The following is a 22,190-nucleotide window of genomic DNA, read 5'->3' on the forward strand; positions in this document are numbered from 1 at the left end:
ACGCCCGCCTTGCATTCAAAGCCCGGCTAAAGTCAGCTGCGCACCAGCTTCTCGTAGTCCTCGGCGATTTCGCGGGTCAGCGCGCCGACCTCGAACTTGTAGGGGCCGATCTCGCCCACCGGGGTCACCTCAGCGGCGGTGCCGGTCAGCCAGCACTGCTCGAACCCTTCCATCTCTTCCGGCTTGATGCGGCGCTCTTGCACGGTGATGCCCTTGTCTTTCAGCATCTGGATCACGGTCTGGCGGGTGATGCCATTGAGGAAGCAATCCGCGAGCGGGGTGTGTACTTCGCCATCTTTCACGAAAAAGATGTTGGCACCGGTCGCCTCAGCCACATAGCCGCGCCAGTCCATGAACAGTGCGTCCGAGCAGCCCTGCGCGGTCGCCTTATGCTTGGAGATGGTGCAGATCATGTAGAGGCCGGCCGCCTTGGCGTGGACCGGAATGGTTTCCGGGCTCGGGCGTTTCCATTCGGCAATGGCCAGTTTGGCCCCCTGCATCTTGGCGTCGCCGTAATAGGCGCCCCAGCCCCAGACCGCGATCGCCATGCGCACCGGGTTGGCGGCAGAGGCCACGCCCATATCATCGCCCGAACCGCGCCAGACCAGCGCTCGCACATAGGCGTCCTGCAGGCCGGAAGCCTTTAGCGCTTCATCCTTGGCCGCCTCGATCTGATCAACGGTATAGGGCATCGGCATATCCAGCGCCTCGGCACTGGCGATCAGGCGCTCGGAATGCTCGCGGCTCTTGAAGATCTTGCCGTTATAGGCGCGCTCACCCTCAAACACCGAGGAGGCATAATGCATCGCATGGGTCAGGATATGCACCTTGGCATCCCGCCAATCGACCAGCCCTCCATCCATCCAGATCACACCGTCGCGGTCGTCATAACCTGCCATGCCGCACCCTCCTAAACTCTGCGGGATTTCCATTTATTGCGCACATTACGACCGGAGCGGACATAATCTTGCGTCAAAGCTGAGATTCGATACATCTTCACCCTTGGAATGTCAACAACACTGACATAAACTGCACGGTAATACAGACAAGGGGGCACCGAATGCCTGAAGGCCGGACAGGGCAGGGATACGGCGGCGAAAGCCTGCTGTTTCTGACGGATGAGCAGCTGCGCCAAGGGATTGAGGCAATGTTTTTTGCCTACCGCGGCTTTACGGCCGATCCCGACCGGATCCTGGCAGAATTGTCCTATGGCCGGGCGCATCACAGGGCGATCCACTTTATCAACCGCTCACCCGGAACGACGGTGAACAACCTTCTCAGTATTCTGGGCGTGACCAAACAGTCGCTGAACCGGGTGCTGCGCACATTGATCGGCGACGGTTTGGTGATCAGCAAGGTGGGTGAGCTGGATAAGCGCGAGCGGCATCTGTACCTGACCGATCAGGGCGCGGCGCTGGAAGCCACGCTGTCAGACGCACAGCGCGCCCGGATGCGCGCCGCCTACAAAGATGCCGGCCCCGAGGCGGTGCAAGGCTTCAAGAAGGTGCTTGAGGCAATGATGGATGCGGATATGCGCCGTGCCTATGCCAAGCTTCGGGATTGAGCCACATGAGCATGAATGACGCCCATCTGCTGATCGTCGATGACGACGAACGCATCCGCGGGCTTTTGAAGAAATTCCTGATGCGCTCGGGTTTTCTAGTCACTGCTGCGCGCGATGCCGCCCATGCCCGGCGGGTGCTGGCGGGCTTGGATTTCGACCTGATTATCATGGATGTGATGATGCCGGGCGAGGACGGTATCTCGCTGACCACCGCCTTACGCGACACCATGGCCACCCCGATCCTGCTGCTGACGGCCAAAGGTGAGACCGAGGACCGGATTGCCGGACTGGAAGCAGGGGCAGACGATTACCTGCCGAAACCGTTTGAGCCCAAGGAGTTGCTGCTGCGCGTCAATGCGATCCTGCGGCGGATGCCGGACACCGTCGCACAGGAAAGCGCCCCCAAAGTGCTGCATCTGGGTGCCATCCGGTACGACATTGAACGCGGCGAGATGTGGCAGGGCGACGATCTGATCCGCCTCACCGGCACCGAAAGCCAGCTGATGAAAATCTTCTCGGCCCAGCCCGGCGAGCCGGTCTCCCGCACCAAGCTGGTCGAGGATCTGGGCCGCGACCGCGGCCAGGCGCAGGAACGCGCGGTGGACGTGCAGATCACCCGTCTGCGCCGCAAGATCGAGCCGAACCCGAAACAGCCGCAATACCTGCAGACGGTACGCGGCGCGGGCTATATGCTGGCACCCGACTAAAGCGTACCGCGCCTCTTCCTCTTGCCAGAAATATCCCGGGGTCCGGGGCAGAGCCCCGGGATTCCCCTTGCCGCGCAGCACCGCTGCCCCCTAGGGTCGCGCCAAACCCGGCCGCAGGAGGACACGCGCCATGACAACCGCCCTGATCACCCACGCGGATTGCCTGAACCACGTGACACCGGACGGGCATCCGGAACAGGTGGCGCGGCTGGAACATATCCTGCAGGCGCTGGAACCGCTTGACCTGAAACGCGTCACAGCACCGATGGCCGCCGAAGACGATATTCTGCGTATCCACCCTGCCGGATACCTGTCGAACCTTCGCAAAGCCTCGCCTGCTGAAGGCTGGGCACAGATTGACGGCGACACATTCATGTCTCCTGGCTCACTGGATGCCGCCTTCCGCGCGGCTGGTGCCGTGGTGCGCGGCGTGGATATGGTGCTGGGCGGCGAGGTGCAGAACGCCTTTGCCGCGGTGCGCCCGCCAGGACATCATGCCGAAACCGATACCGCGATGGGATTCTGCCTGTTCGGCAATGCAGCACTGGCGGCCAAACATGCGCTGGATCATCACGGCCTCAGCCGCGTTGCGGTGGTGGATTTCGACGTGCATCACGGCAATGGCACCCAGGATCTGCTGTGGGACGAGGCGCGCGCGCTGGTGATCACCAGCCAGCAGATGCCGCTCTGGCCCGGCTCCGGCCGCCCGGATGAAGACGGCGCCCATGGCAATATCCTCAACATGCCACTGGCACCGGGTTCGGGCCGGGCGGAAATGCAGGCAGCCTATGAAACCCAGGCCTTCCCCCGCCTGCGCGCCTTCAAACCGGAGCTGATCATCATCTCGGCCGGCTTTGACGCCCATCAGGACGACCCGCTGGCCAGCCTGAACTGGGCAACCGCGGATTTCGCCTGGATCACCGCCGAACTCTGCAACCTCGCAAGCGAACTCTGCGGCGCCCGTATCGTCTCGACTTTGGAGGGCGGATATGATCTGAACGCGCTGGCCGCGGCAACGCGCGCACATGTGGAAGAATTGATAAAGGCACCGGCATGACTGAGACCCCCGTAGACCAGATGAGCTTTGAACAGGCGATGCGTGAGCTGGAAGGCGTGGTGGACCAGCTGGAGCGCGGCGACGTGGCGCTGGATGCCTCAATCGCGCTGTATGAACGCGGCGCGACGCTGAAAAAACGCTGCGAGGATGAACTGAAGCGCGCCGAGGAAAAGGTCGCCGCCATCACACTTGACGCAAACGGCACCCCTAAGGGCACCCAGCCGCTGGACGCCGGCTGAGCCATGACCGCCGCTGCAGACGCAAGAACGCGCCCCTTTACGGCAGTGCTGAAAGACGCACAGTCCCGCATCACCGCGCATATGGAGATGCGGCTGGCAGGCAGTGATGAGCTGCACACCGCCATGCGCTACGCCATCACCGGCGGCAAGATGCTGCGCGGTTTTCTGGTGCTGGAAAGCGCCCGCCTGCACGGGGTCCCGGCGGAGGCCGCCATCGAGGCCGCACTGGCCATCGAATGCATCCACGCCTACTCCTTGGTGCATGACGACCTGCCCTGCATGGACGACGACGATCTGCGCCGCGGCCAGCCCACCGTGCACAGGAAATGGGACGAAGCAATGGCGGTGCTGGCGGGCGACAGCTTGCAGGCCTTCGCCTTTGAACTGCTGGCAGATCCCAAGATTGGCCCGCATGCGCTGACCCTGATCCGCGGTCTGGCGCAGTCCTCCGGCAAGGACGGCATGGTCTCGGGTCAGATGCTGGATATCGCCGCGGAAACCACCGCTGATCCGCTGACGCTTGAACAGATCACCCGCCTGCAAAGCCGCAAGACCGGCTGTCTGATCGAATGGTCCGCCACCGCCGGCGCGGTGCTGGCTGGTGCCGACCCGGCTCCGCTACGGCAATACGCATCCGCCCTTGGCCTTGCATTTCAGATCGCCGACGACATCTTGGACGTGGAAGGTGATGTTGCCAAGGTGGGCAAGGCCGTGCGCAAGGACGCTGACGCCGGCAAAGCGACCTTTGTCTCGCTTCTGGGGCTGGCAGAGGCCAAAACCCGTGCCGGCGTCCTGTGTGAAGAGGCCTGCGATGCGCTTTCACCCTACGGTGAAGACGCGGCAACCTTGAAGGACGCCGCGCGTTTCGTTATTGCGCGCGACAGCTAACCCCGCACGCCACGCCCCGTGCCTTCCCGGCCAGGCGCAGCCCAAGGAGACACCATGTCCGACCGGCCCAATACCCCGCTTCTGGACCAGATCACGCGCCCGGCGGATCTGAAGGGGCTGACGGATACCCAACTGGTGCAGGTGGCGCAGGAGCTGCGGCAGGAAACCATCGCCGCGGTCTCCGTCACCGGAGGCCATCTTGGTGCGGGGCTTGGCGTGGTGGAGCTGACCACCGCGCTGCACGCGGTATTCGACACCCCGCGGGACAAGGTGATCTGGGACGTCTCCCACCAGTGTTATCCGCACAAGATCCTGACCGGGCGCCGCGACCGTATCCGCACCCTGAGGATGAAGGACGGCCTCAGCGGCTTCACCAAACGCTCCGAGTCGCCTTATGACCCGTTCGGCGCCGCCCACAGCTCCACCTCGATCAGCGCCGCGCTTGGCTTTGCCGTGGCCCGCGACCTCGGCGGTGTGATCCCCGAAGGCAACGGCGATGCCATCGCGGTGATCGGCGACGGATCAATGTCGGCCGGCATGGCGTTTGAGGCGATGAACAACGCAGGCCACCTGGGCAAGCGGCTGTTCGTGATCCTGAACGACAATGAAATGTCGATCGCCCCGCCGGTGGGCGCACTGTCCTCCTACCTCTCGCGCCTCTACGCCGGGGAACCTTTCCAGGAGCTGAAAGCCGCGGCCAAAGGCGCCGTCTCCCTACTGCCTGAACCCTTCCGCGAAGGCGCCAAACGCGCCAAGGACATGCTCAAGGGCATGGCGGTGGGCGGCACCCTGTTCGAAGCACTCGGCTTCTCCTATCTCGGCCCCATCGACGGCCACGACATGGACCAGCTGCTGCCGGTCCTGCGCACGGTCAAGGCGCGCGCCACCGGCCCAATCCTGATCCATGTGCTGACCAAGAAGGGCAAGGGCTACGGCCCCGCCGAGCGCGCCCGCGACAAGGGCCACGCCACCGCCAAGTTCGACATGGTGACCGGCGAGCAGAAGAAGGCGCCCTCCAACGCGCCCTCCTATACCTCGGTTTTCGGCAATGAGCTGGTGAAGCTCGCCGCCAAGGACGACAAGATCTGCGCCGTTACCGCGGCGATGCCAGACGGCACCGGCCTCAACCTGATGGCCGAACGCTACCCCTCGCGCTGCTTCGACGTCGGCATTGCCGAGCAGCACGGCGTGACCTTTGCGGCCGCGCTGGCAGCGGGCGGCATGAAACCCTTCTGCGCGATGTATTCCACCTTCCTGCAGCGCGGCTATGACCAGGTGGTGCATGACGTGGCCATCCAGCGGCTGCCGGTGCGCTTTGCCATCGATCGCGCAGGCCTGGTCGGCGCCGATGGTGCCACCCATGCCGGCAGTTTCGACATTGGCTATATGGCCAACCTGCCCGGCATAGTGGTCATGGCCGCCGCGGATGAGGCTGAACTGGTCCATATGGTCGCCACCGCCGCCGCTCATGACGATGGCCCCATCGCCTTCCGCTACCCGCGCGGCGAAGGTGAGGGCGTCGAGATGCCGGAAACCCCGGAAGTGCTGGAAATCGGCAAGGGCCGGATGATCCAGGACGGCAAACGCGTGGCGCTGCTGTCCTTCGGCACCCGCCTGGGCGAGGTAAAAAAGGCCGCCGAGGCGCTTGCTGCCAAGGGCATCACGCCCACCATCGCCGACGCCCGCTTTGCCAAACCGCTGGACCGGGACCTGATCCTGCAGCTGGCCGCGGACCACGAGGCGCTGATCACCATCGAAGAAGGCGCAGTGGGCGGTTTCGGCTCCCACGTCGCGCAGCTGCTTGCAGAAGCAGGCGTTTTCGACAGCGGCCTCAAGTTCCGCTCAATGGTGCTGCCCGATACTTTCATCGACCAGGCCAGCCCGGTGGACATGTATGAGGTCGCGGCGATGAACGCGCCGCAGATCGAAGCCAAGGTGCTGGAAGTGCTGGGCGTCGCAACGATAGGCGAGAAGCGGGCTTAATCGCGGAACAACAGGCCCGCGCCTGCCAGTTGTGTGCTGCGTGTTAAGGAAAACCAGTCACCTCACAGGCATATCTGTAAGCTCCAGATAGCTTTCTTTCATTCAGCTTGCGCACCAGTGCAGCGACCTCGTCGTCCCCGAGCAGGTGAACAGGCAGCTTGTAAGGGCAGACCACGGCAACGTTCAATAACATGGCCCGTTTGGCAAAAACCGCGGGGCCAAACACGATGTCCGCTTTGGCTGAAAACGATTGCTTTTCCCAAATCTGATCCAGAACCCCAGGAAACTGCTTACTAATCCGCGCATAAAGCCGCCCAAGCGTCCGGAAATTCGACAGAACAAAGACCAAATGCAGCCAGCCCATGCCTTAAACCCCCGGCGGCTCTGCCGGCGGCACAAAGCTCTCCATGTCCTCGGCTTCCAGCACCGCGCGCAACCCCTCGCGGTAGGTTGGATAGAGCAGCTCAACCCTCAGCTCCTCCCTGATGCGGCGGTTGCGGACCCGCTTGTTCTCGCCGTAAAAACTGCGCGCCATCGGCGTCATGCCGGCCTCGTCAAAGGGCACCTCGGCAGGCATAGGCAGGCCAAGCAGTTCCGCTGCATGGCCCAGCACATCCTGCGGCGGGGCCGGGTCGTCATCACAGACGTTGTAGATCGCACCCGGATTGGGCTGCGCGATGGAGGCCGCCAGCACCTGCGCGATATCCTCCACATGAATGCGTGAAAACACCTGTCCCGGCTTCACGATCCGCCGCGCCTTGCCCGCCATCAGCTTGGCAAAGGGACCGCGGCCGGGGCCGTAGATGCCGGCCAGCCGGAAAATGTGCAGCGGCAGACCCGGGATCGCCTGCCAGTGCGCTTCCGCCTTGGCCCGCCAGTCGCCGCGCTCGCTGGAAGGCGTCACGGGCGTGGCCTCATCCACCCAGGCGCCGCCGTGGTGGCCATAGACGGCGGTGGTTGAGAGATAGCCGGCCCAATCCAGTTCCCGGGCCGCGGCAAGTTGGTCACCCATTGCTGCCAGCAACGGATCGCCGTCCGCATTGGGCCCGATCGAGCTCAGTACATGTGTCACCCCATCCAGCGACACCGCCTGCCCCGGCCAGGTGATCATCTCCACTCCTTCGGCTTCCACCACCTCGCGCGAGGTGCCGATGACCCGCCATCCCTGCGCCAGGAGGCGCGGTGCAAGCGCCCGGGCGGTATACCCAAATCCAAGACAAAGCAGTGTTTTATTCATGACTCCTAGATGCGTTGGCCGGGCCGGTGGCGCAAGGGTTGATTCGAATCCTCATCCGCCTTTTCATGCCCCGCATGGAAAAGCAGAAACCGGGACTTTCGAACGCATACGCCCTGCAGACCCCTGCCGGTTCCAAACAGCTGTACGGGGACTGGGCCAGCACATATGATCAGGATTTCGCTGCCGGGCAGGACTACCTGCTGCCAGGATTGACTGCCAAGGCTTTTGCCGCCGCCGGGGGAACAGGCCCGGTGCTGGATGCCGGCGCAGGCACCGGCCTCTGCGGCCAGGCGCTGCAAACACTCGGGATTGAGCCTGTTGACGCCACCGACATCAGCGCCGCCATGCTGGCCGAGGCCCTCCGCAAGGATGCCTACCGCGACGTGATCGAGGCCGATCTTCTGGAAGGCATCCCGGTGCCGCGCGGCTTCTACCGCGGTGTGGTGTCTTCCGGGACTTTCACCCACGGGCACCTCGGCCCCGAAGTGCTGCCCGCCCTGCTGCGAGTGGCCGCACCCGGTGCTTGGTTTGCTCTGTCGGTGAATGCAAAGTTCTATGAAAAGGCTGGGTTTGCAAACGCCTTTGACCGGCTGCTCCAGGGGCAATGGATCAAGAGCCTCACCTTGCCGGAATTGCGTATCTATGGCCCCGGCGCCACCGGCACGCACAGGAACGACACCGCCCTGATCGCCTTGTTTCAGAAGATGTAAGCCCCTCTGTTCTTTCCGGATCAAGGACGACCGCAGGCCGCCATGCGCCAGCATGGGCACAGCTCCTTGAGGCGGAATGAACAGGAAACGCACTCGAACTGGCTGCTTGAGGAGCAGACTGCTCCTCAAGAACTTCTCAGTGAAAAGAAAGCGCCGGGCCGGGCCCAACTGTGCAGGGACTTCTTCAGATGTTCCTAAGTAGGCGGGAGTTCTGCGTCAGCGCCCCTTCCAGACCGGGTCGCGTTTTTCGGCAAAGGCACGGGCACCTTCCAGATTGTCCTCGGAACCATAAAGCACATCCACCGTCTGCAGCTGGCGCTGCGTGATGCGGTTCATGGCATCCTGAAACTTTGAGTCCTCAGCGTCGCGCACGATCTCCTTAATCGCCGCATAAACCAGCGGCGGGCCGGACGCGAGCAAGCGCGCCAGCTCCCAGGCGCGGTCCATCAGTTGGTCCGCCGCAACGATCTCGTTCACGAGCCCCCAGCGGTTGGCCTCTTCAGCATCGAACCAGCGGCCGGTCAGCAGCAGTTCCATGGCAATGTGGTAGGGGATCCGTTTGGGCAGCTTCACACTTGCCGCGTCGGCCACCGTGCCAGAACGGATTTCCGGCAACGCAAATGTGGCGTGTTCGGCGGCGATGATCATGTCCGCTGACAGAGCCAGCTCCAGCCCGCCGCCGCAGGCAATGCCGTTCACAGCGGCAATCACCGGCTTGTTCAAGTCTCGCAGTTCCTGCAGCCCGCCAAAGCCGCCAACGCCGTAATCGCCGTCCACCGCATCGCCGTCAGCCGCCGCCTTCAGGTCCCAGCCCGGGCAAAAGAACTTCTCGCCGCCACCGGTCAAGATTGCCACCCGCAACTCCGGATCATCGCGGAAGTCCCGGAACACGTCCCCCATCACCCGGCTGGTCTTAAGGTCGATGGCATTGGCCTTGGGCCGGTCCAGCGCCACTTCTAGAATGGCGCCTTCACGGCGGGTTTTCACGGGGCTGTCGCTCATGTCGTCTCCTCCTGGCATGCTCCATGCCATTGCTGTTTCAGGCCGAAGCCTCAATACTTCCTGCGCATCAGCGCATCCGCTGCCACCGCATCCGAGGGGGTGCAAAGCAACGGGTTAATCTCGATCTCTTCCAGCCCGAGCGCGTTTTCCATCACATAGGCTTCCACCGCCCGGATCGCGCGCAGGATCGCCTCACGGTCCGCTGCCGGGGCACCGCGGTAGCCGTCCAGCAGCTTCGCCATGCGCAGAGACTGAAGCGCAGCCTCGATCTCCGCATCCGAAGCGGGCAGCAGGAAGGAGGCGCTGTCCTCCATCAGCTCAGTCAGGGTACCGCCCGCTGCCAGCGTCATGACAAAGCCATGCGCCGGATCCTTGACCACGCCGATCAGCAGTTCAGCGACCGCGCCGGTGACCATTTCCTCGACCAGGAAACGCGAGGCCGGCATGCTGAAGGCGGCGTCGCTCACTTCCTGGCCGGAATTCAGGTTCAGCGCCACAGCGCCCGCTTCAGTCTTATGGGCTACACCTTCGCCCTTCAGCACAACGGGAAAGCCGACATCCACGGCAACCGCGCGGGCATTTGTTGCTGAAGCCGCCCGTTTGGACCGCGGAACGCGCAGCCCGTAACTTGCCAGTTGCCACTTGGCCTCGGCCTCGGGCACCAGGTCCGGTTCAACAGCCGGTGTCGGCAGCAGCAGCGGTGCCGGCGCTTCCGGCAGCGGCATGCCGGCGGCCTCACAGGCGGCAATGGCCTCGCTGAGCCCCGCAAAAGGCACCACACCCGCTTCCATCAGCCGCGCCGCCACATCCTCCGGCAGCAGCTCTGGCAGGGTTGCTACCAGGCCGACATTGGCACCGGTGTTCTGATGCGCGCCAATCGCCGCCTGAATGGCGCATTCCCAGTCCGAGGCCTCGCAGCGGTCGCCGCGCGGGAAGTCAGCGATCAGCATGGTCATCGCCAGCTGCGGGTCCATCATCGCCGAAAACGCCTTGGTCATCGCCTCCGTGTCGCGCCAGATATAGGTGTGGTAGTCGAGCGGATTTGCCAGCGCCACCATCGGCCCAAGGGCCGCCCGCAGATCGGTTTTCTGCTGCGCGTTCAGCGGCGGAAATTCCACGTTGCGCCCATGGCCGGTATCCGCCGCCAGGCTTGCTTCCCCGCCGGAGCAGCTGATGGTTGCAATGCGGTTCGAAGGCAGCCGCCCCGCCGCATGCAACAACTTCAGCGTCTCCAAGAAGGACGGCAAGTCATCCAGACGCGGAATGCCAAGGCGTGAGAGCAAAGCCCCGGCCCCCGCGTCACCACCCGCAAGCGAGGCGGTATGAGAAACAGTTGCGGCCTGGGCCTCGGCCGATCTGCCGACTTTCAGCGCGATGACCGGCTTTCCCAGTTCGCGGGCACGGGCGGCCAGCGCCTCAAACGCGCGCAGATCGCCAAAGCCCTCGATATGCAGGCCCAGCGCGGTAACGCGCTCATCTTCCAGCAGCGCCTCGCCAATCGCGGCAATGCCGGACTGAGCCTGATTGCCAGCCGTAACCACATAGGCCACCGGCAGACCGCGCGTCTGCATGGTCAGGTTGATGGCGATGTTGGAGCTTTGAGTGACCAGCGCCACGCCCTTCTCTGCCCTTGCGCCGCCATGCTGGTCCGGCCACAGCAGGGCACCATCCAGATAGTTGATGAAGCCATAGCAGTTGGGCCCTAGGAACGGCATTTCGCCTGCCGCCTCCAGCAATTGTGCCTGCAGATCGGCGCCCTCGGCATCTTCTGCGGCCGCTTCCAGGAAGCCGGAAGCAAAGCACACCGCTCCGCCGGTACCGCGCACCGACAGCGCCCACACCACCTCGATGGTGACAAAGCGGTTTACCCCGATGAAAGCCGCATCCGGTGCGTCCGGAAGGCTGTCCACGTCCTTGAAGGCAGGCAGCCCCGCAACTTCTTCCGCCTTGGGGTGAACGGGCCAGATGGTGCCCTCAAAGCCCATCTTCTGGCATTGCTCGATCACCAGGCGGCACCATGCGCCGCCGCCGATCACGGCAATGGTCTTAGGGCGGAAGAGGCGGGAAAGGTCGCGTGTCATTCTTTAGCGGATCCGCTGTTTGAGAGTTCGGGATGCCTCCGGCGGGGATATTTTCCGCAAGAAGAAGTAAGTTTTCATTAACCAGAATCACACTCAATGGCTGTGCGGCACAGGCGGGGACGCCGATGGCCGTGCAAGGGGAAGAGAGCTTCTCTCTTTACCGGGGGCGGCTCTTGCTGGCCGCCCTTTTCCTCTTGCGGAAAATATCCCCGCCGGAGGCATTCCTCACTCGCCTCCAGCACGGCGGTCGAGATGGCCCAGATCCAGCTCCGGGTCAATCCGGTCGCGCACGCGGGTTTTCAGTTCTTTCACATCCGGAAAGCCACTGTCCCGTTTACGTTCCCAGACCAGCTCCTGATCGACACGGATCTCAAAGATCCCGCCCAAATCTCCGGGAATCAGTGTCACCCCGCCCAAGGCGCCTTGGAAGGTCTGCAGCAGTTCCTGCGCCATCCAGCCCGCCCGCAGCAGCCAGTTGCAGCCGGTGCAATAGGTAATGGTCACAACAGGTTTCCCAGGTAGGGTCATGGATCAGCCTCCGACGGCGCGCAGCATCTCGCGGCTGATGATGTGCCGCTGGATTTCACTGGTGCCCTCCCAGATACGCTCCACCCGCGCGTCGCGCCATATGCGTTCCAGAGGCAGCTCGTCCATCAGACCCATGCCGCCGTGAATCTGGATCGCTTCATCGGCGACGAAGGCCAGCATCTCAGTGGCTTTCAGCTTGGCCATCGACATGTCACTCTCGGTGACTGTGCCCTGATCGAACTTCCAGCCGGCTTCCCAGGTCAAGAGGTTCGCCGCCTTCAGCTCCAACGCCATATCGGCAAGCTTGAAGGAAATACCCTGGAACTTACCGATCTGCTGGCCGAACTGCTTGCGTTCCGCGGCGTATTCCACCGAATGCTGCAATGCGCGTTCCGCCCGGCCCAGGCAAGTGGCCGCCACCTGCAGGCGGGTGGCGCCCAGCCATGTGTTGGCAACCTCGAACCCCTTGTCGACCTCGCCCAGGATGGCTGAGGACGGCAGGCGGCAGTCGTCGAACTCCAGCACCGCGTTGGTGTATCCCCGGTGGCTGACGTTGCCGTAGCCGTCGCGCACCTCAAATCCTGGCGTGCCCTTGTCGACAAAGAAGGCGGTGATCTTTTTCTTCGGCCCGCGCGGGGTATCCTCAACCCCGGTGGCCATGAAGCAGATGGCAAAATCAGCAATGTCGGCGTGGCTGATGAAATGCTTGGTGCCGTTCAGGATCCAGTCATCGCCGTCTTTGCGCGCGGTCGCCTTCATGCCGCGCAGATCAGAGCCTGCATCCGGCTCGGTCATCGCCAGGCAGTCCCATTTCTCGCCCTTCATGCAAGGCACCAGGTATTTCTCTTTCTGTTCCTCGGTGCCTGCCAGCAGGATGTTCGAAGGCCGCGCAACACCGGTCCAATGCAGTGCATAGTTGGCGCGGCCCAGCTCCTTTTCATACATCAGCCAGGTCAGCGTATCGAGGCCGGCGCCGCCCGCTTCCTCAGGCATGTTGGCCGCATAAAGCCCTGCCTCCATCGCCTTTTTCTGCACCTCACGGATCACATCCATGTCCAGGCGGCCGGTGCGCTCGATCTCCGCCTCATGCGGATACAGCTCCTTTTCCACAAAGGCGCGGGTGGTCTCCACGATCATCGACTGTTCTTCGGTCATCCCGAACTGCATGGCGGTGTTCCTTCGGCAAATCTGTTGCGGATCAGACTAGGCGCCTTGCGCCGCCGCATCGTGCAGAGATAGAAGGAATCATGCGAAGTTGGACAAAAGATAACGCTGCGGCGCAGCAAACGGATGTGCTGCTGTTTGATGCCTTTTCGGCCCATTGCCTGGCCAACACGGTGGAGCCGTTGCGCGCCGCCAACACCTTTGCCGCCCGTCAGGTCTATGCCTGGCGGTTCCTGACGCTGGATGGCGGGCCTGCGGTGTCCTCCTCAGGCATGGAGGTGCGCGCGCATGGGCGGCTGGCGGAGTGCAGCGGCGATCTGCTGATCGCGATGCCGTCTTATGACTTCCTGCGCCATGCCACGGTGGCCACGGAGCGGGCGCTGAAATCGGCGGCGCACCGCTACAGGGTGCTGGCGGGTTTTGACACCGGCGCCTGGCTGCTGGCGCAGGCAGGGCTGCTGGACGGGCGGCAGGCCACCATCCACTGGGAGGAGCTCAGCCGCTTTACCGAAGCCTTCCCGGAGGTCCAGGCCGAACGTGCCCGGCAAGTCTGGGATGGCAACCGCATCACCTGCACCGGCGCGCTGGCGGCCTTTGACACCATGATGGAGCTGATCGGCGAACAGCACGGCGCCGCCCTGCGGCTGGAAGTGGCCACCCTGTTCATGAGCCCCGAAGCAACCGAAACCCAGGACCCGATCCTGGCCCGCAGCAAACCCGTGGCCCGCGCGGTGGCGGTGATGCAGGCCAATCTGGAGGCGCCGCTGCCCATCGCCGCGGTGGCCCGCCGGACTGGCCGCAGCCAGAAGGATCTGGAGGCCCGGATGAAAGCCGAACTTGGGGCGACCCCGCAGGCGGTTTACCGGCGGCTGCGGCTGATACAGGCCAGAAAGCTTGTGTTAGAGACGGATTTGAGCGTTTCCGAGATTGCCTTGCGCTGCGGCTATGACGACCCCAGCGCCCTCACACGGGCGTTCAAAAGTGAATTCGGCACCACACCCCGGTCGTTGCGAAACAGCTAGCCTTGCTTGGCCGCCATCCACAGATTCAGCCGCCACAGCCCCCAGGCCAGCGGGATCGCGGCCAGACCGCCGATCACATAGGCCAGCGGCTCATCGGCAAAGGAATCGAACATCTGCGTATAGCCGTGGATCGCAGCAAAGGTCAGCGCCGCGTTGAACAATCCGCGCTGATGCCGCTGCGCAGCCCAGAAGATCACCACTGCCAGCACCGCCGCCCATAGCACGGAATAGACGCCTTCGGAGATGAACAGCGCGCCGTCCCGGAAGACATCGCGGGCGGCGGAGAAAGCCTCCCAATCCTCGTAGCCATCGCTGTTGCGGCCCGGCCCCCAAACGGTCTCGCCAACCACGTCGCCCCACAGCGAACCAACCAAGGCGCAGAGATTGGCCACCACAAATCCGAGGATCGCAAGGATACGCAAATGCCTTGCGTCCCGCTCCATCAGCCGGGCGGCGCCCCAAACGCACAGCACGATCAGCAGCACCATTTGCAGGATCGTCAGCGTCGATTCCGGCGAATAGAACACATAGGCCGCATGAAAGTAGCTGGTGCCGGTCTCTAGCATCTGGGCAAAGGGCGCAATTGCAAGCGCAGTGACAAAGCGCACATCCACCTGCCAGCCGGCTGCCGCCACAACCGCAGCATAGTAAAGCAGCATCAGATTCCGCTGCGGCGAGCCGATTTCATATTGCTGCAGCAGCAGCTCGATGCCCGCCAGATGCATCGCCAGCCCCATCAGCAGAATCGCGCCCAGCACGAAACCGGCCGACCAGGCTCCATGCCGCCAGCGCCAGACACAAATCGCAGTCACCAGCGCCCCGCCGGGCAGCATCACCCAGCCGGCGATGTCCTCGTATTTGTCCACCAGCTCGATCCCGGCACCGCCCAGCAACATCCCCGCCCCAATCAGCGTGGCGGAGTTGCCGAACATCCGCAGCATCTCGCCGCCGCGCGCCAGCACCGCCAGCCCGCCGCCCAGCATCAGGATGCCCGTGACAGCCACCGCCAGCGGATCAGCCAGCCAAAAGATGAATCCGACGGTGGCGGCGATGATCCCGAAACACAGGATTGCGTTCACTGCCAGCGACACCATCACCTCGCGCGAGCGGGCCTCGATGGTGCTGGCCTGATCCGGAGTCAGCACCCCTTCTTCGACCAGAGCATTTGTATCGGTAATGGCGTGCATCAGCGGTCCCTCGCAACATCTCAAAAGAACCCGCCCAGCATGGACCGGCCTTCGTTGCCGGGAAAGGGGAGGATTTCCCGCCGCTTACCCCTTGGGCCGGCTCGGAACCCAGGCGTAGCCGTTTTCACACAGGATATAGGCCTCCCTCAGGCCATGCGGTTTGTCCGTGGACGCCTGCAGAATGGTGAACCCCGATACCTCCGCCCTCACCACGGCATCATCCGGGTCGGTGTAATAGAGCCGGATCTCAATCCCGGCGCCGCGCGGCGGGTTTTCCGGCAACAGGCTCAGCAACGGGCTTTCCGCATAGGTGCCGTCGCTGTGAAGCTGGAACACCTGACCGCCATAGGTGACGATAGCAAAATCCTTGCTTACCTGATGGCACCTCATATCAAAAACAGTCTCTAAAAGGGCTACTTCTGCCGGAACATCCCGCACCAGCAGATTGATCCCGATCCCGCGCAAGGAGCGGCCGAAGCTGTCCGCATCTGTTGTTTCATAATCCATGAGTCCAGTCTTCCCCGGATGCCACCCTGCGGCAACGCCAAATGGGTCAGCCTTCGGCACCTTTCCACCGCCCGGATGAAGCTTTGATGGCAAAACCAGCAATCCGCTTGCCTTCCCGCCCGCAATCGGAACAATTGGATTATGTCAGAATACATTTTTCCGAGCTGGCCCGGCTCCGCCCCACAATTGATCGACGTCGCAGCCGGCCGCGCGCTGGCGGATACAGTGATCCGGCAGGGGATCTGGGTCAATGTCCACACCCGCGAGCAGCTGCCGGGCCATGATATCGCCATCGTGGCCGGCCGCATTGCTTATGTCGGGCCTGATGCCTCTTATTGCACCGGGCCTGAGACGCAGATCATAGAGGCGAATGGCCGATACATGATCCCGGGCCTCTGCGATGCCCATATGCATATTGAATCCGGCATGCTGACCCCGGCGGAGTTCGCCCGCGCGGTAATCCCGCATGGCACCACCTCGATGTTCACCGACCCGCATGAGATTGCCAATGTGCTGGGTCTGGACGGGGTGCGCTACATGCATGACGAGGCGCTGATGCAGCCCGTCAACATCTTCACCCAGATGCCCAGCTGCGCGCCCTCGGCACCAGGGCTGGAGACCACCGGCTATGAAATCTCTTCTGAGGACGTGGCGGAGGCAATGAACTGGCCCGGCATTATCGGCCTGGGGGAGATGATGAACTTCCCCGGTGTCGCAAATGCCGACCCCAAGATGCTGGCAGAAATCGCCGCCACCCAGCGCGCAGGCAAGACCGTGGGCGGCCATTATGCCTCTCCCGATCTTGGCCCTGATTTCGCCGCCTATGTGGCAGGCGGTCCGGCGGATGACCACGAGGGCACCTGCGAGGCCGACGCCATCGCCCGGGTGCGCCAGGGGATGCGGTCAATGATGCGGCTGGGTTCTGCCTGGTATGATGTTGAAAACCAGATCACCGCGGTCACGGAGAAGGGTCTGGATCCACGCAACTTCATTCTTTGCACCGACGACTGCCATTCCGGCACTTTGATCAATGACGGCCATATGAACCGGGTGGTGCGCCACGCGATTGCCTGCGGCTGCGATCCGGTAATTGCACTGCAGATGGCCACCATCAACACCGCCACCCATTTCGGGCTGGAGCGGGAGATCGGCTCCATCACTCCCGGCCGCCGTGCCGATGTGATCCTGACCTCGGACTTGCGCGAACTGCCTGTCGAAGTTGTCATCGCCCGCGGGCAGATCGTCGCAGAATCAGGCTCTATCAAAGTCGACTGTCCCCATTACGACTGGCCCGCCAGCGCCCGTGGCACCGTGCATCTGGGTCACGAACTGACGGCGAAAGACTTTGGACTTGCCGCGCCCGAGGGCGCCAATGCGGTCACCGCCAATGTGATCGGCGTGGTCGAAAACCAAGCCCCGACCAAGGCGCTGCAGGCAGAACTTCCGGTGGTGGACGGGCTGGTCGAGGGCGCTGGCGATGTCTGCCAGATCGCCCTGGTCGAGCGCCACCGCGCCACAGGCGGCGTCACCAACGCCTTTGTCTCGGGCTTCGGCTACCTGGGTAAGATGGCAATGGCCTCCACTGTGGCGCATGACAGCCACCACATGATCGTCGTTGGCACCGATCGCGACGAGATGGCGCTGGCGGCCAACCGCCTGGCCCAAGTGGGAGGCGGTATCACCCTTTACAAGGACGGCAAGGAACTGGCTCTGGTCGAGCTGCCGATTGCCGGTCTGATGTCCGACAGCCCCGCAACCGACGTGGCCGCCAAGGCACAAGTCATGATGGAGGCGATGGAGGCCTGCGGCTGCAGCCTGAATAATGCCTATATGCAGCACTCGTTGCTGGCCCTGGTCGTGATCCCGGAGCTGAGGATTTCCGACCTTGGTCTAGTCGACGTGCGCACTTTCCAGAAAATCCCGGTAATCGAGCCTGCTCAATGATAACAACAAAACACCCTGGCCACCCGCCGACCGAAACGTTCAACGACGCAACCGAAGCGGTGGACCGGCTTGAGTTGCTTTACCGGCAGGCCACCGGCTTCATCTGCGAGGAATTCAGCCGTGCAATGGCTGACGGGGCGCCGGACAACCAGCGCATCCGCGCCTATTACCCGGAGATCCGGTTCTCCACCACGAGTTTTGCCCAGGTGGACAGCCGCCTCAGCTTTGGTCATGTCTCTGCGCCTGGCACCCATGCCACCACGGTGACGCGGCCGGACCTGTTCCGCAATTACCTGATCCAGCAGATCAACTTGCTGATCCGCAACCACGGCCAGCCAGTGACCATTGATGTCTCTAAGACTCCAATCCCGGTGCATTTCGCCGTTGCTTCGCGCCCCGATCTGACGGTGCCGCAGGACGGTGCAGCCGGGTTCACCCTGCGCGACGTGTTTGACGTGCCGGATCTGTCGACCACCAATGACGACATCGTCAACGGCACCTATCAGCCGCCTAATGGCACCGGACCGTTGGCTCTGTTCACCGCGCAGCGCATCGATTACTCACTGGCCCGGCTCAGCCACTACACTGCCACCAGTGCCGAACATTTCCAGAACCACGTGCTGTTCACCAATTACCAATTCTATGTCGCCGAATTTGAAGCCTATGCCCGCGCCCAACTGACGGATCCAGAGTCCGGCTATACCAGCTTTGTCAGCACCGGCGACCATGAGATCACAGATCCTTCGGCAGCGATTCCGGAAATCAGCAAGCTGCCGCAGATGCCCACCTATCACCTGAAGCGCGCAGACGGAGGCGGCATCACCCTGGTCAACATCGGTGTCGGCCCGTCCAATGCCAAAACCGCCACCGATCATATCGCGGTGCTGCGCCCGCATGCCTGGCTGATGGTCGGCCATTGCGCAGGCCTTCGGAACACTCAGGCACTGGGAGACTTTGTACTGGCGCATGGATACTTGCGCGAAGACCACGTGCTGGATGACGACCTGCCGGTCTGGACGCCGATCCCGGCGCTGGCGGAAATCCAAGTCGCCCTCGAAGAGGCTGTAGCCGAGATCACCGAATACAAGGGATTTGACCTTAAACGGATCATGCGCACCGGCACCGTCGCCACCATCGACAACCGCAACTGGGAATTGCGCGATCAATCCGGCCCGGTACAGCGCCTGTCCCAGTCCCGCGCCGTCGCTCTGGACATGGAAAGCGCCACTATCGCCGCCAACGGCTACCGCTTCCGGGTGCCCTACGGCACGCTCCTGTGCGTCTCTGACAAGCCGCTGCATGGGGAGCTGAAGCTGCCAGGCATGGCCTCGGACTTTTACCGGACACAGGTTGCGCGGCATCTGCAAATCGGCATAAGAGCGATGGAGCGACTGCGCGGAATGCCTTTGGAGCGGCTGCACAGCCGTAAATTGCGCTCGTTCGATGAAACGGCCTTCCTCTAGGGCTGTTTTTTGCAGTTTTCCTAGAAAAAATACCTATTTTCGCCTGCCCAGCGCCCACAAGAAGTTGTGTTATCATACAACATAACGATAATATCCGGCGATGAGGCCCTAGAGTTCGGGCAGTTTAAGGAGACGAAGAATGTCCAAACCGATGACCAAAACCCAGCTTGTTGCCGCTCTGGCTGACGAAATGGGCAGCGACAAGAAAGTCGCAGGTTCCGCCCTGGAAGCGGTCTGCTCGCTGATCACCCGCGAAGTGTCGGGCGGCGGTGCCGTGACTCTGCCGGGCGTCGGCAAGATCTATTGCCGCGAGCGCCCCGAGCGCGAAGTGCGCAACCCGGCCACCGGCGAGAAGTTCACCAAAGAAGCCGACAAGGTTGTGAAAATGACCATTGCAAAAGCGTTGAAAGACAGCGTGAACGGCTGATACCGGCGATAAACCGGACGGTTTCAGGGCTGCCCCCGGGGGCGGCCCTATTCTTTTGCCTGGCAGGGCCGCCCCTGCCAAGAGTCCGTCCGCCGCCGCAGCGTTGCTGCTTGCCTTTGCGCCCCCGCAGGCGCACCCTCCTGTCAATGACCGTGGGAGGGCCGCAGTGGAAAACGTGAACCTGGTACTGATCATGGCCGCCGCGTTTCTGGGCGCCGCAAGCCCCGGCCCGGCCACGCTCACCATTGCCGGCACGTCCATGCAGCATGGCCGCAAGCCGGGCCTGGCGCTCGCCGCCGGGGTCTGCACCGGCTCGCTGATCTGGTCGGTCTCCGCGGCCTTCGGGCTTGGCGCGGTTATGCTGGCCAATGCCTGGATGTTCGAAGCAGTCCGCTATTTCGGCGCCGGCTATCTGATGTATCTCGCCATCCGCTCGGCACGGTCGGCCCTGCGGCCTGGCGCGCCAGAATTGCGCGCCTCCGCCGTGCCAACGCTGCGGAGCGCTTACGGCAAGGGCCTGGCGCTGCACTTGACCAATCCCAAGGCCGTGCTGTTCTTCGGGTCGCTCTATGCCATCGGCCTGCCGGCAGGCACGCCTCTGTCCGCGCTGCTGGTGGTGATGGCGGCGATTGCCGTGCAAAGCACCCTGATCTTCCACGGCTACGCGCTGCTGTTCTCGAGCAGCACTGCCAGCCGAATGTACCTCCGCCTGCGCCGCGGGTTCGAGGCGGTCTTTGCCGCCACCTTCGGCGCCGCCAGCTGGCAGATTCTGGTGGCCCGGCTCAGCTGATCCCGGTTCATCCCGGCTTGATCTCCACCCGCAATTCCCCGAAGGTCCGCCGCGGGAGAAAGGAATTCACGATGGATGCGCGCGCTATTGCCATGGGGCTGGCCTTTGCCCTGATGTGGTCCTCCGCCTTCACTTCGGCCCGGATCATCGTCGAGGATGCCTCCCCCTTGTTTTCCTTGGCGGTGCGGTTCCTGATCTCCGGCCTGATCGGCGTCGCAATTGCCCGCGCCATGGGGCAAAGCTGGCGGCTGACGCCGGGCCAGTGGCGTGCCACGGTGATCTTCGGCATCTGCCAGAACGCGCTGTACCTCGGCCTGAACTTCGTCGCCATGCAGTGGATCGAGGCCTCGCTGGCCGCGATCATCGCCTCCACCATGCCCTTGCTGGTCGCACTGGCCGGATGGGCACTATTCGGCGAACGGCTGCGGCCCCTGGGCTATGCCGGATTGGCGGCAGGCGTCCTCGGCGTGGCTCTGATCATGGGCACCCGCCTCAGTGCCGGGGTGGACCTGTTCGGAGTGGTCCTGTGCGTGATCGGCGTGCTGGCGCTGACCATTGCAACGCTGGCTTTGCGCGGCGCCACCTCAGGCGGCAATTTCATGATGGTGGTGGGGCTGCAGATGCTGATTGGCTCTGCCATTCTGTTTTTAGCAGCCCCGCTGACCGAGGAAATCTTCGTCCGCCCTACCCTGCGGCTGGCGCTGGCCTTTACCTATACCACGGTGGTGCCGGGGCTGATGGCCACCCTCATCTGGGTTATGCTGCTGAGCCGCATCGGCGCGGTGCGGGCCGCCACCTTCCACTTCCTCAACCCGGTATTTGGCGTGGCCGTCGCCGGCGCGCTGCTGGGTGAAAAACTGGGGCCGCTCGATGTGCTGGGGGTGGCCATTGTCACCGGCGGCATTCTCGCCGTCCAGCTTGCCCGCCAGCCTGCCCTGCCATCAGCGGCGCTCTCCCGCACGGCAAAACAGGGCTGACGCCCGTTCCCGCCCGTTGGGACCGGCATGCTTGACGGCGTGCGGACCGTTGCAACCTTCCGCGCTTCCGCTTTACTCTGATCCTCAATGACCCAGCAGGAGAACGCCGCATGAGCGCGCAATTGACCCAGGTGCTTGTGGCCATCGACGCCGCCAACGCCCAGGACCCCAACCAGGAGGGCGGCCAGCCTGCCGCGCTCCTTTACGGCCAAAGGATGAGCGCAGAGCAAGCACGCCTGTTCCCCGACGCCTCCGAAGCACTGCAGGTTGCTGCCCGCGGCCAGCATGTGGAACGCTGGAAGTTGCAGCGCAGCAGCTACCCTGAAGGCCGCGCCGGTTACCTCGCCTGGCGAAAGGCAGAGGCTGAGCATCACGCGCAGGTGGTCACTGCCCTGATGCAGGAGGCAGGCTATGGCGCAGACTATACGGAGGCCGCCGCCCGCATGCTGCGAAAGGAGGGCATCAAGCGCGACACGCAGGTGCAGGCACTGGAAGACATCATCTGCTTTGTCTTCCTGAAATGGTATTTCGCCCCCTTCGCCGCCAAACACCCGGCGGATAAAGTGAAGCGCATCGTTGAAAAGACCGCCCTCAAGATGTCGCCTGAGGCCCGCGCCCGGGTGCTGACAGAGTTCGACCTGCCCGGAGATCTGGCCGGCGCCTTCGCCGCCTGACAAAACCCGCCCCCGCACACGGCTTTGCGAGCCGCCTGT

At 63.3% G+C, this 22,190-nt stretch carries 23 protein-coding genes; 14 read left to right on the forward strand and 9 right to left on the reverse strand.

What is annotated here, in order from left to right:
* Nucleotides 1-32 precede the first annotated feature (32 nt).
* Entirely contained in the window at nt 33-899 is an 867-nt protein-coding gene (locus tag AQUI_RS0107185) for a branched-chain amino acid aminotransferase (RefSeq protein WP_027256902.1), read from the reverse strand.
* Between the two features lie 161 nt (nt 900-1,060).
* Here AQUI_RS0107185 and AQUI_RS0107190 point away from each other — a divergent pair, with 161 nt between their 5' ends.
* From AQUI_RS0107190 to dxs, 6 genes are all read left to right on the forward strand, one after another.
* Nucleotides 1,061-1,564: a MarR family winged helix-turn-helix transcriptional regulator gene (locus tag AQUI_RS0107190; RefSeq protein WP_027256903.1), complete on the forward strand. Its 504-nt coding sequence runs from the start codon at nt 1,061-1,063 to the stop codon at nt 1,562-1,564.
* A gap of 5 nt (nt 1,565-1,569) precedes the next feature.
* Entirely contained in the window at nt 1,570-2,271 is a 702-nt protein-coding gene (locus AQUI_RS0107195; RefSeq protein ID WP_027256904.1) for a response regulator, read from the forward strand.
* A 130-nt stretch (nt 2,272-2,401) separates the two neighbouring features.
* Nucleotides 2,402-3,328, forward strand: coding sequence for a histone deacetylase family protein (locus tag AQUI_RS0107200; protein WP_027256905.1), 927 nt, complete (start codon nt 2,402-2,404; stop codon nt 3,326-3,328).
* Nucleotides 3,325-3,567, forward strand: a complete 243-nt coding sequence (locus AQUI_RS0107205) for an exodeoxyribonuclease VII small subunit (protein ID WP_027256906.1) — start codon at nt 3,325-3,327, stop codon at nt 3,565-3,567. The genes AQUI_RS0107200 and AQUI_RS0107205 overlap by 4 nt, the downstream gene beginning before the upstream one ends.
* 3 nt (nt 3,568-3,570) lie before the next feature.
* Entirely contained in the window at nt 3,571-4,455 is an 885-nt protein-coding gene (locus AQUI_RS0107210) for a polyprenyl synthetase family protein (protein WP_027256907.1), read from the forward strand.
* A 54-nt stretch (nt 4,456-4,509) separates the two neighbouring features.
* The gene (dxs, locus tag AQUI_RS0107215) at nt 4,510-6,438 is read left to right on the forward strand and encodes a 1-deoxy-D-xylulose-5-phosphate synthase (RefSeq protein WP_027256908.1); all 1,929 of its coding nucleotides are present in this window, start codon (nt 4,510-4,512) and stop codon (nt 6,436-6,438) included.
* A 43-nt stretch (nt 6,439-6,481) separates the two neighbouring features.
* Here dxs and AQUI_RS0107220 read toward each other — a convergent pair whose 3' ends face one another.
* Complete coding sequence (locus AQUI_RS0107220; RefSeq protein WP_027256909.1) at nt 6,482-6,802, reverse strand: hypothetical protein; 321 nt, start codon at nt 6,800-6,802, stop codon at nt 6,482-6,484.
* Nucleotides 6,803-6,805: 3 nt separating this feature from the next.
* The gene (locus AQUI_RS0107225) at nt 6,806-7,675 is read right to left on the reverse strand and encodes an SDR family oxidoreductase (protein WP_027256910.1); all 870 of its coding nucleotides are present in this window, start codon (nt 7,673-7,675) and stop codon (nt 6,806-6,808) included.
* A gap of 74 nt (nt 7,676-7,749) precedes the next feature.
* Here AQUI_RS0107225 and AQUI_RS0107230 point away from each other — a divergent pair, with 74 nt between their 5' ends.
* The gene (locus AQUI_RS0107230; RefSeq protein WP_027256911.1) at nt 7,750-8,385 is read left to right on the forward strand and encodes a class I SAM-dependent DNA methyltransferase; all 636 of its coding nucleotides are present in this window, start codon (nt 7,750-7,752) and stop codon (nt 8,383-8,385) included.
* Between the two features lie 216 nt (nt 8,386-8,601).
* Here the strand turns inward: AQUI_RS0107230 and AQUI_RS0107235 are convergent, their stop codons facing one another.
* The 4 genes from AQUI_RS0107235 to AQUI_RS0107250 all read right to left on the reverse strand — a co-directional run bounded on the left by AQUI_RS0107235 (nt 8,602) and on the right by AQUI_RS0107250 (nt 13,163).
* On the reverse strand, nt 8,602-9,387 hold the full coding sequence (locus AQUI_RS0107235) for a carnitinyl-CoA dehydratase (RefSeq protein WP_027256912.1): 786 nt from the start codon (nt 9,385-9,387) through the stop codon (nt 8,602-8,604).
* Between the two features lie 50 nt (nt 9,388-9,437).
* On the reverse strand, nt 9,438-11,468 hold the full coding sequence (locus AQUI_RS0107240; RefSeq protein ID WP_027256913.1) for an acetate--CoA ligase family protein: 2,031 nt from the start codon (nt 11,466-11,468) through the stop codon (nt 9,438-9,440).
* 225 nt (nt 11,469-11,693) lie between these two features.
* Nucleotides 11,694-11,996 carry an Rdx family protein gene (locus AQUI_RS0107245; RefSeq protein WP_027256914.1) on the reverse strand — a complete coding sequence of 101 codons (303 nt, stop codon included), beginning with the start codon at nt 11,994-11,996 and terminating at the stop codon, nt 11,694-11,696.
* Nucleotides 11,997-11,999: 3 nt separating this feature from the next.
* Entirely contained in the window at nt 12,000-13,163 is a 1,164-nt protein-coding gene (locus tag AQUI_RS0107250; protein ID WP_027256915.1) for an acyl-CoA dehydrogenase family protein, read from the reverse strand.
* Nucleotides 13,164-13,243: 80 nt separating this feature from the next.
* On the opposite strand from AQUI_RS0107250, the gene AQUI_RS0107255 reads away from it, so the two are divergent.
* Nucleotides 13,244-14,182, forward strand: a complete 939-nt coding sequence (locus AQUI_RS0107255) for a GlxA family transcriptional regulator (RefSeq protein WP_027256916.1) — start codon at nt 13,244-13,246, stop codon at nt 14,180-14,182.
* On the opposite strand, the gene AQUI_RS0107260 is transcribed toward AQUI_RS0107255, so the two are convergent.
* Nucleotides 14,179-15,369 (reverse strand): hypothetical protein, encoded by a 1,191-nt coding sequence (locus tag AQUI_RS0107260; RefSeq protein ID WP_211236005.1) that lies wholly within the window; start codon nt 15,367-15,369, stop codon nt 14,179-14,181. The genes AQUI_RS0107255 and AQUI_RS0107260 overlap by 4 nt on opposite strands.
* Nucleotides 15,370-15,453: 84 nt before the next feature.
* Nucleotides 15,454-15,876, reverse strand: a complete 423-nt coding sequence (locus AQUI_RS0107265) for a VOC family protein (RefSeq protein WP_027256918.1) — start codon at nt 15,874-15,876, stop codon at nt 15,454-15,456.
* A gap of 141 nt (nt 15,877-16,017) precedes the next feature.
* On the opposite strand from AQUI_RS0107265, the gene ade reads away from it, so the two are divergent.
* The 6 genes from ade to AQUI_RS0107295 all read left to right on the forward strand — a co-directional run bounded on the left by ade (nt 16,018) and on the right by AQUI_RS0107295 (nt 22,151).
* On the forward strand, nt 16,018-17,820 hold the full coding sequence (ade, locus tag AQUI_RS0107270; protein ID WP_027256919.1) for an adenine deaminase: 1,803 nt from the start codon (nt 16,018-16,020) through the stop codon (nt 17,818-17,820).
* Entirely contained in the window at nt 17,817-19,283 is a 1,467-nt protein-coding gene (locus AQUI_RS0107275) for an AMP nucleosidase (RefSeq protein ID WP_027256920.1), read from the forward strand. The genes ade and AQUI_RS0107275 overlap by 4 nt, the downstream gene beginning before the upstream one ends.
* A gap of 139 nt (nt 19,284-19,422) precedes the next feature.
* Nucleotides 19,423-19,710: an HU family DNA-binding protein gene (locus AQUI_RS0107280; protein ID WP_027256921.1), complete on the forward strand. Its 288-nt coding sequence runs from the start codon at nt 19,423-19,425 to the stop codon at nt 19,708-19,710.
* A gap of 166 nt (nt 19,711-19,876) precedes the next feature.
* Complete coding sequence (locus AQUI_RS0107285) at nt 19,877-20,500, forward strand: LysE family translocator (protein ID WP_027256922.1); 624 nt, start codon at nt 19,877-19,879, stop codon at nt 20,498-20,500.
* A gap of 71 nt (nt 20,501-20,571) precedes the next feature.
* Nucleotides 20,572-21,477, forward strand: coding sequence for a DMT family transporter (locus AQUI_RS0107290; RefSeq protein WP_027256923.1), 906 nt, complete (start codon nt 20,572-20,574; stop codon nt 21,475-21,477).
* A 110-nt stretch (nt 21,478-21,587) separates the two neighbouring features.
* Nucleotides 21,588-22,151, forward strand: coding sequence for a DUF4202 domain-containing protein (locus tag AQUI_RS0107295; RefSeq protein ID WP_027256924.1), 564 nt, complete (start codon nt 21,588-21,590; stop codon nt 22,149-22,151).
* Nucleotides 22,152-22,190 lie beyond the last annotated feature (39 nt).

It is taken from the genome of Leisingera aquimarina DSM 24565 (assembly GCF_000473165.1).
In the GTDB taxonomy this organism is placed as follows: domain Bacteria; phylum Pseudomonadota; class Alphaproteobacteria; order Rhodobacterales; family Rhodobacteraceae; genus Leisingera; species Leisingera aquimarina.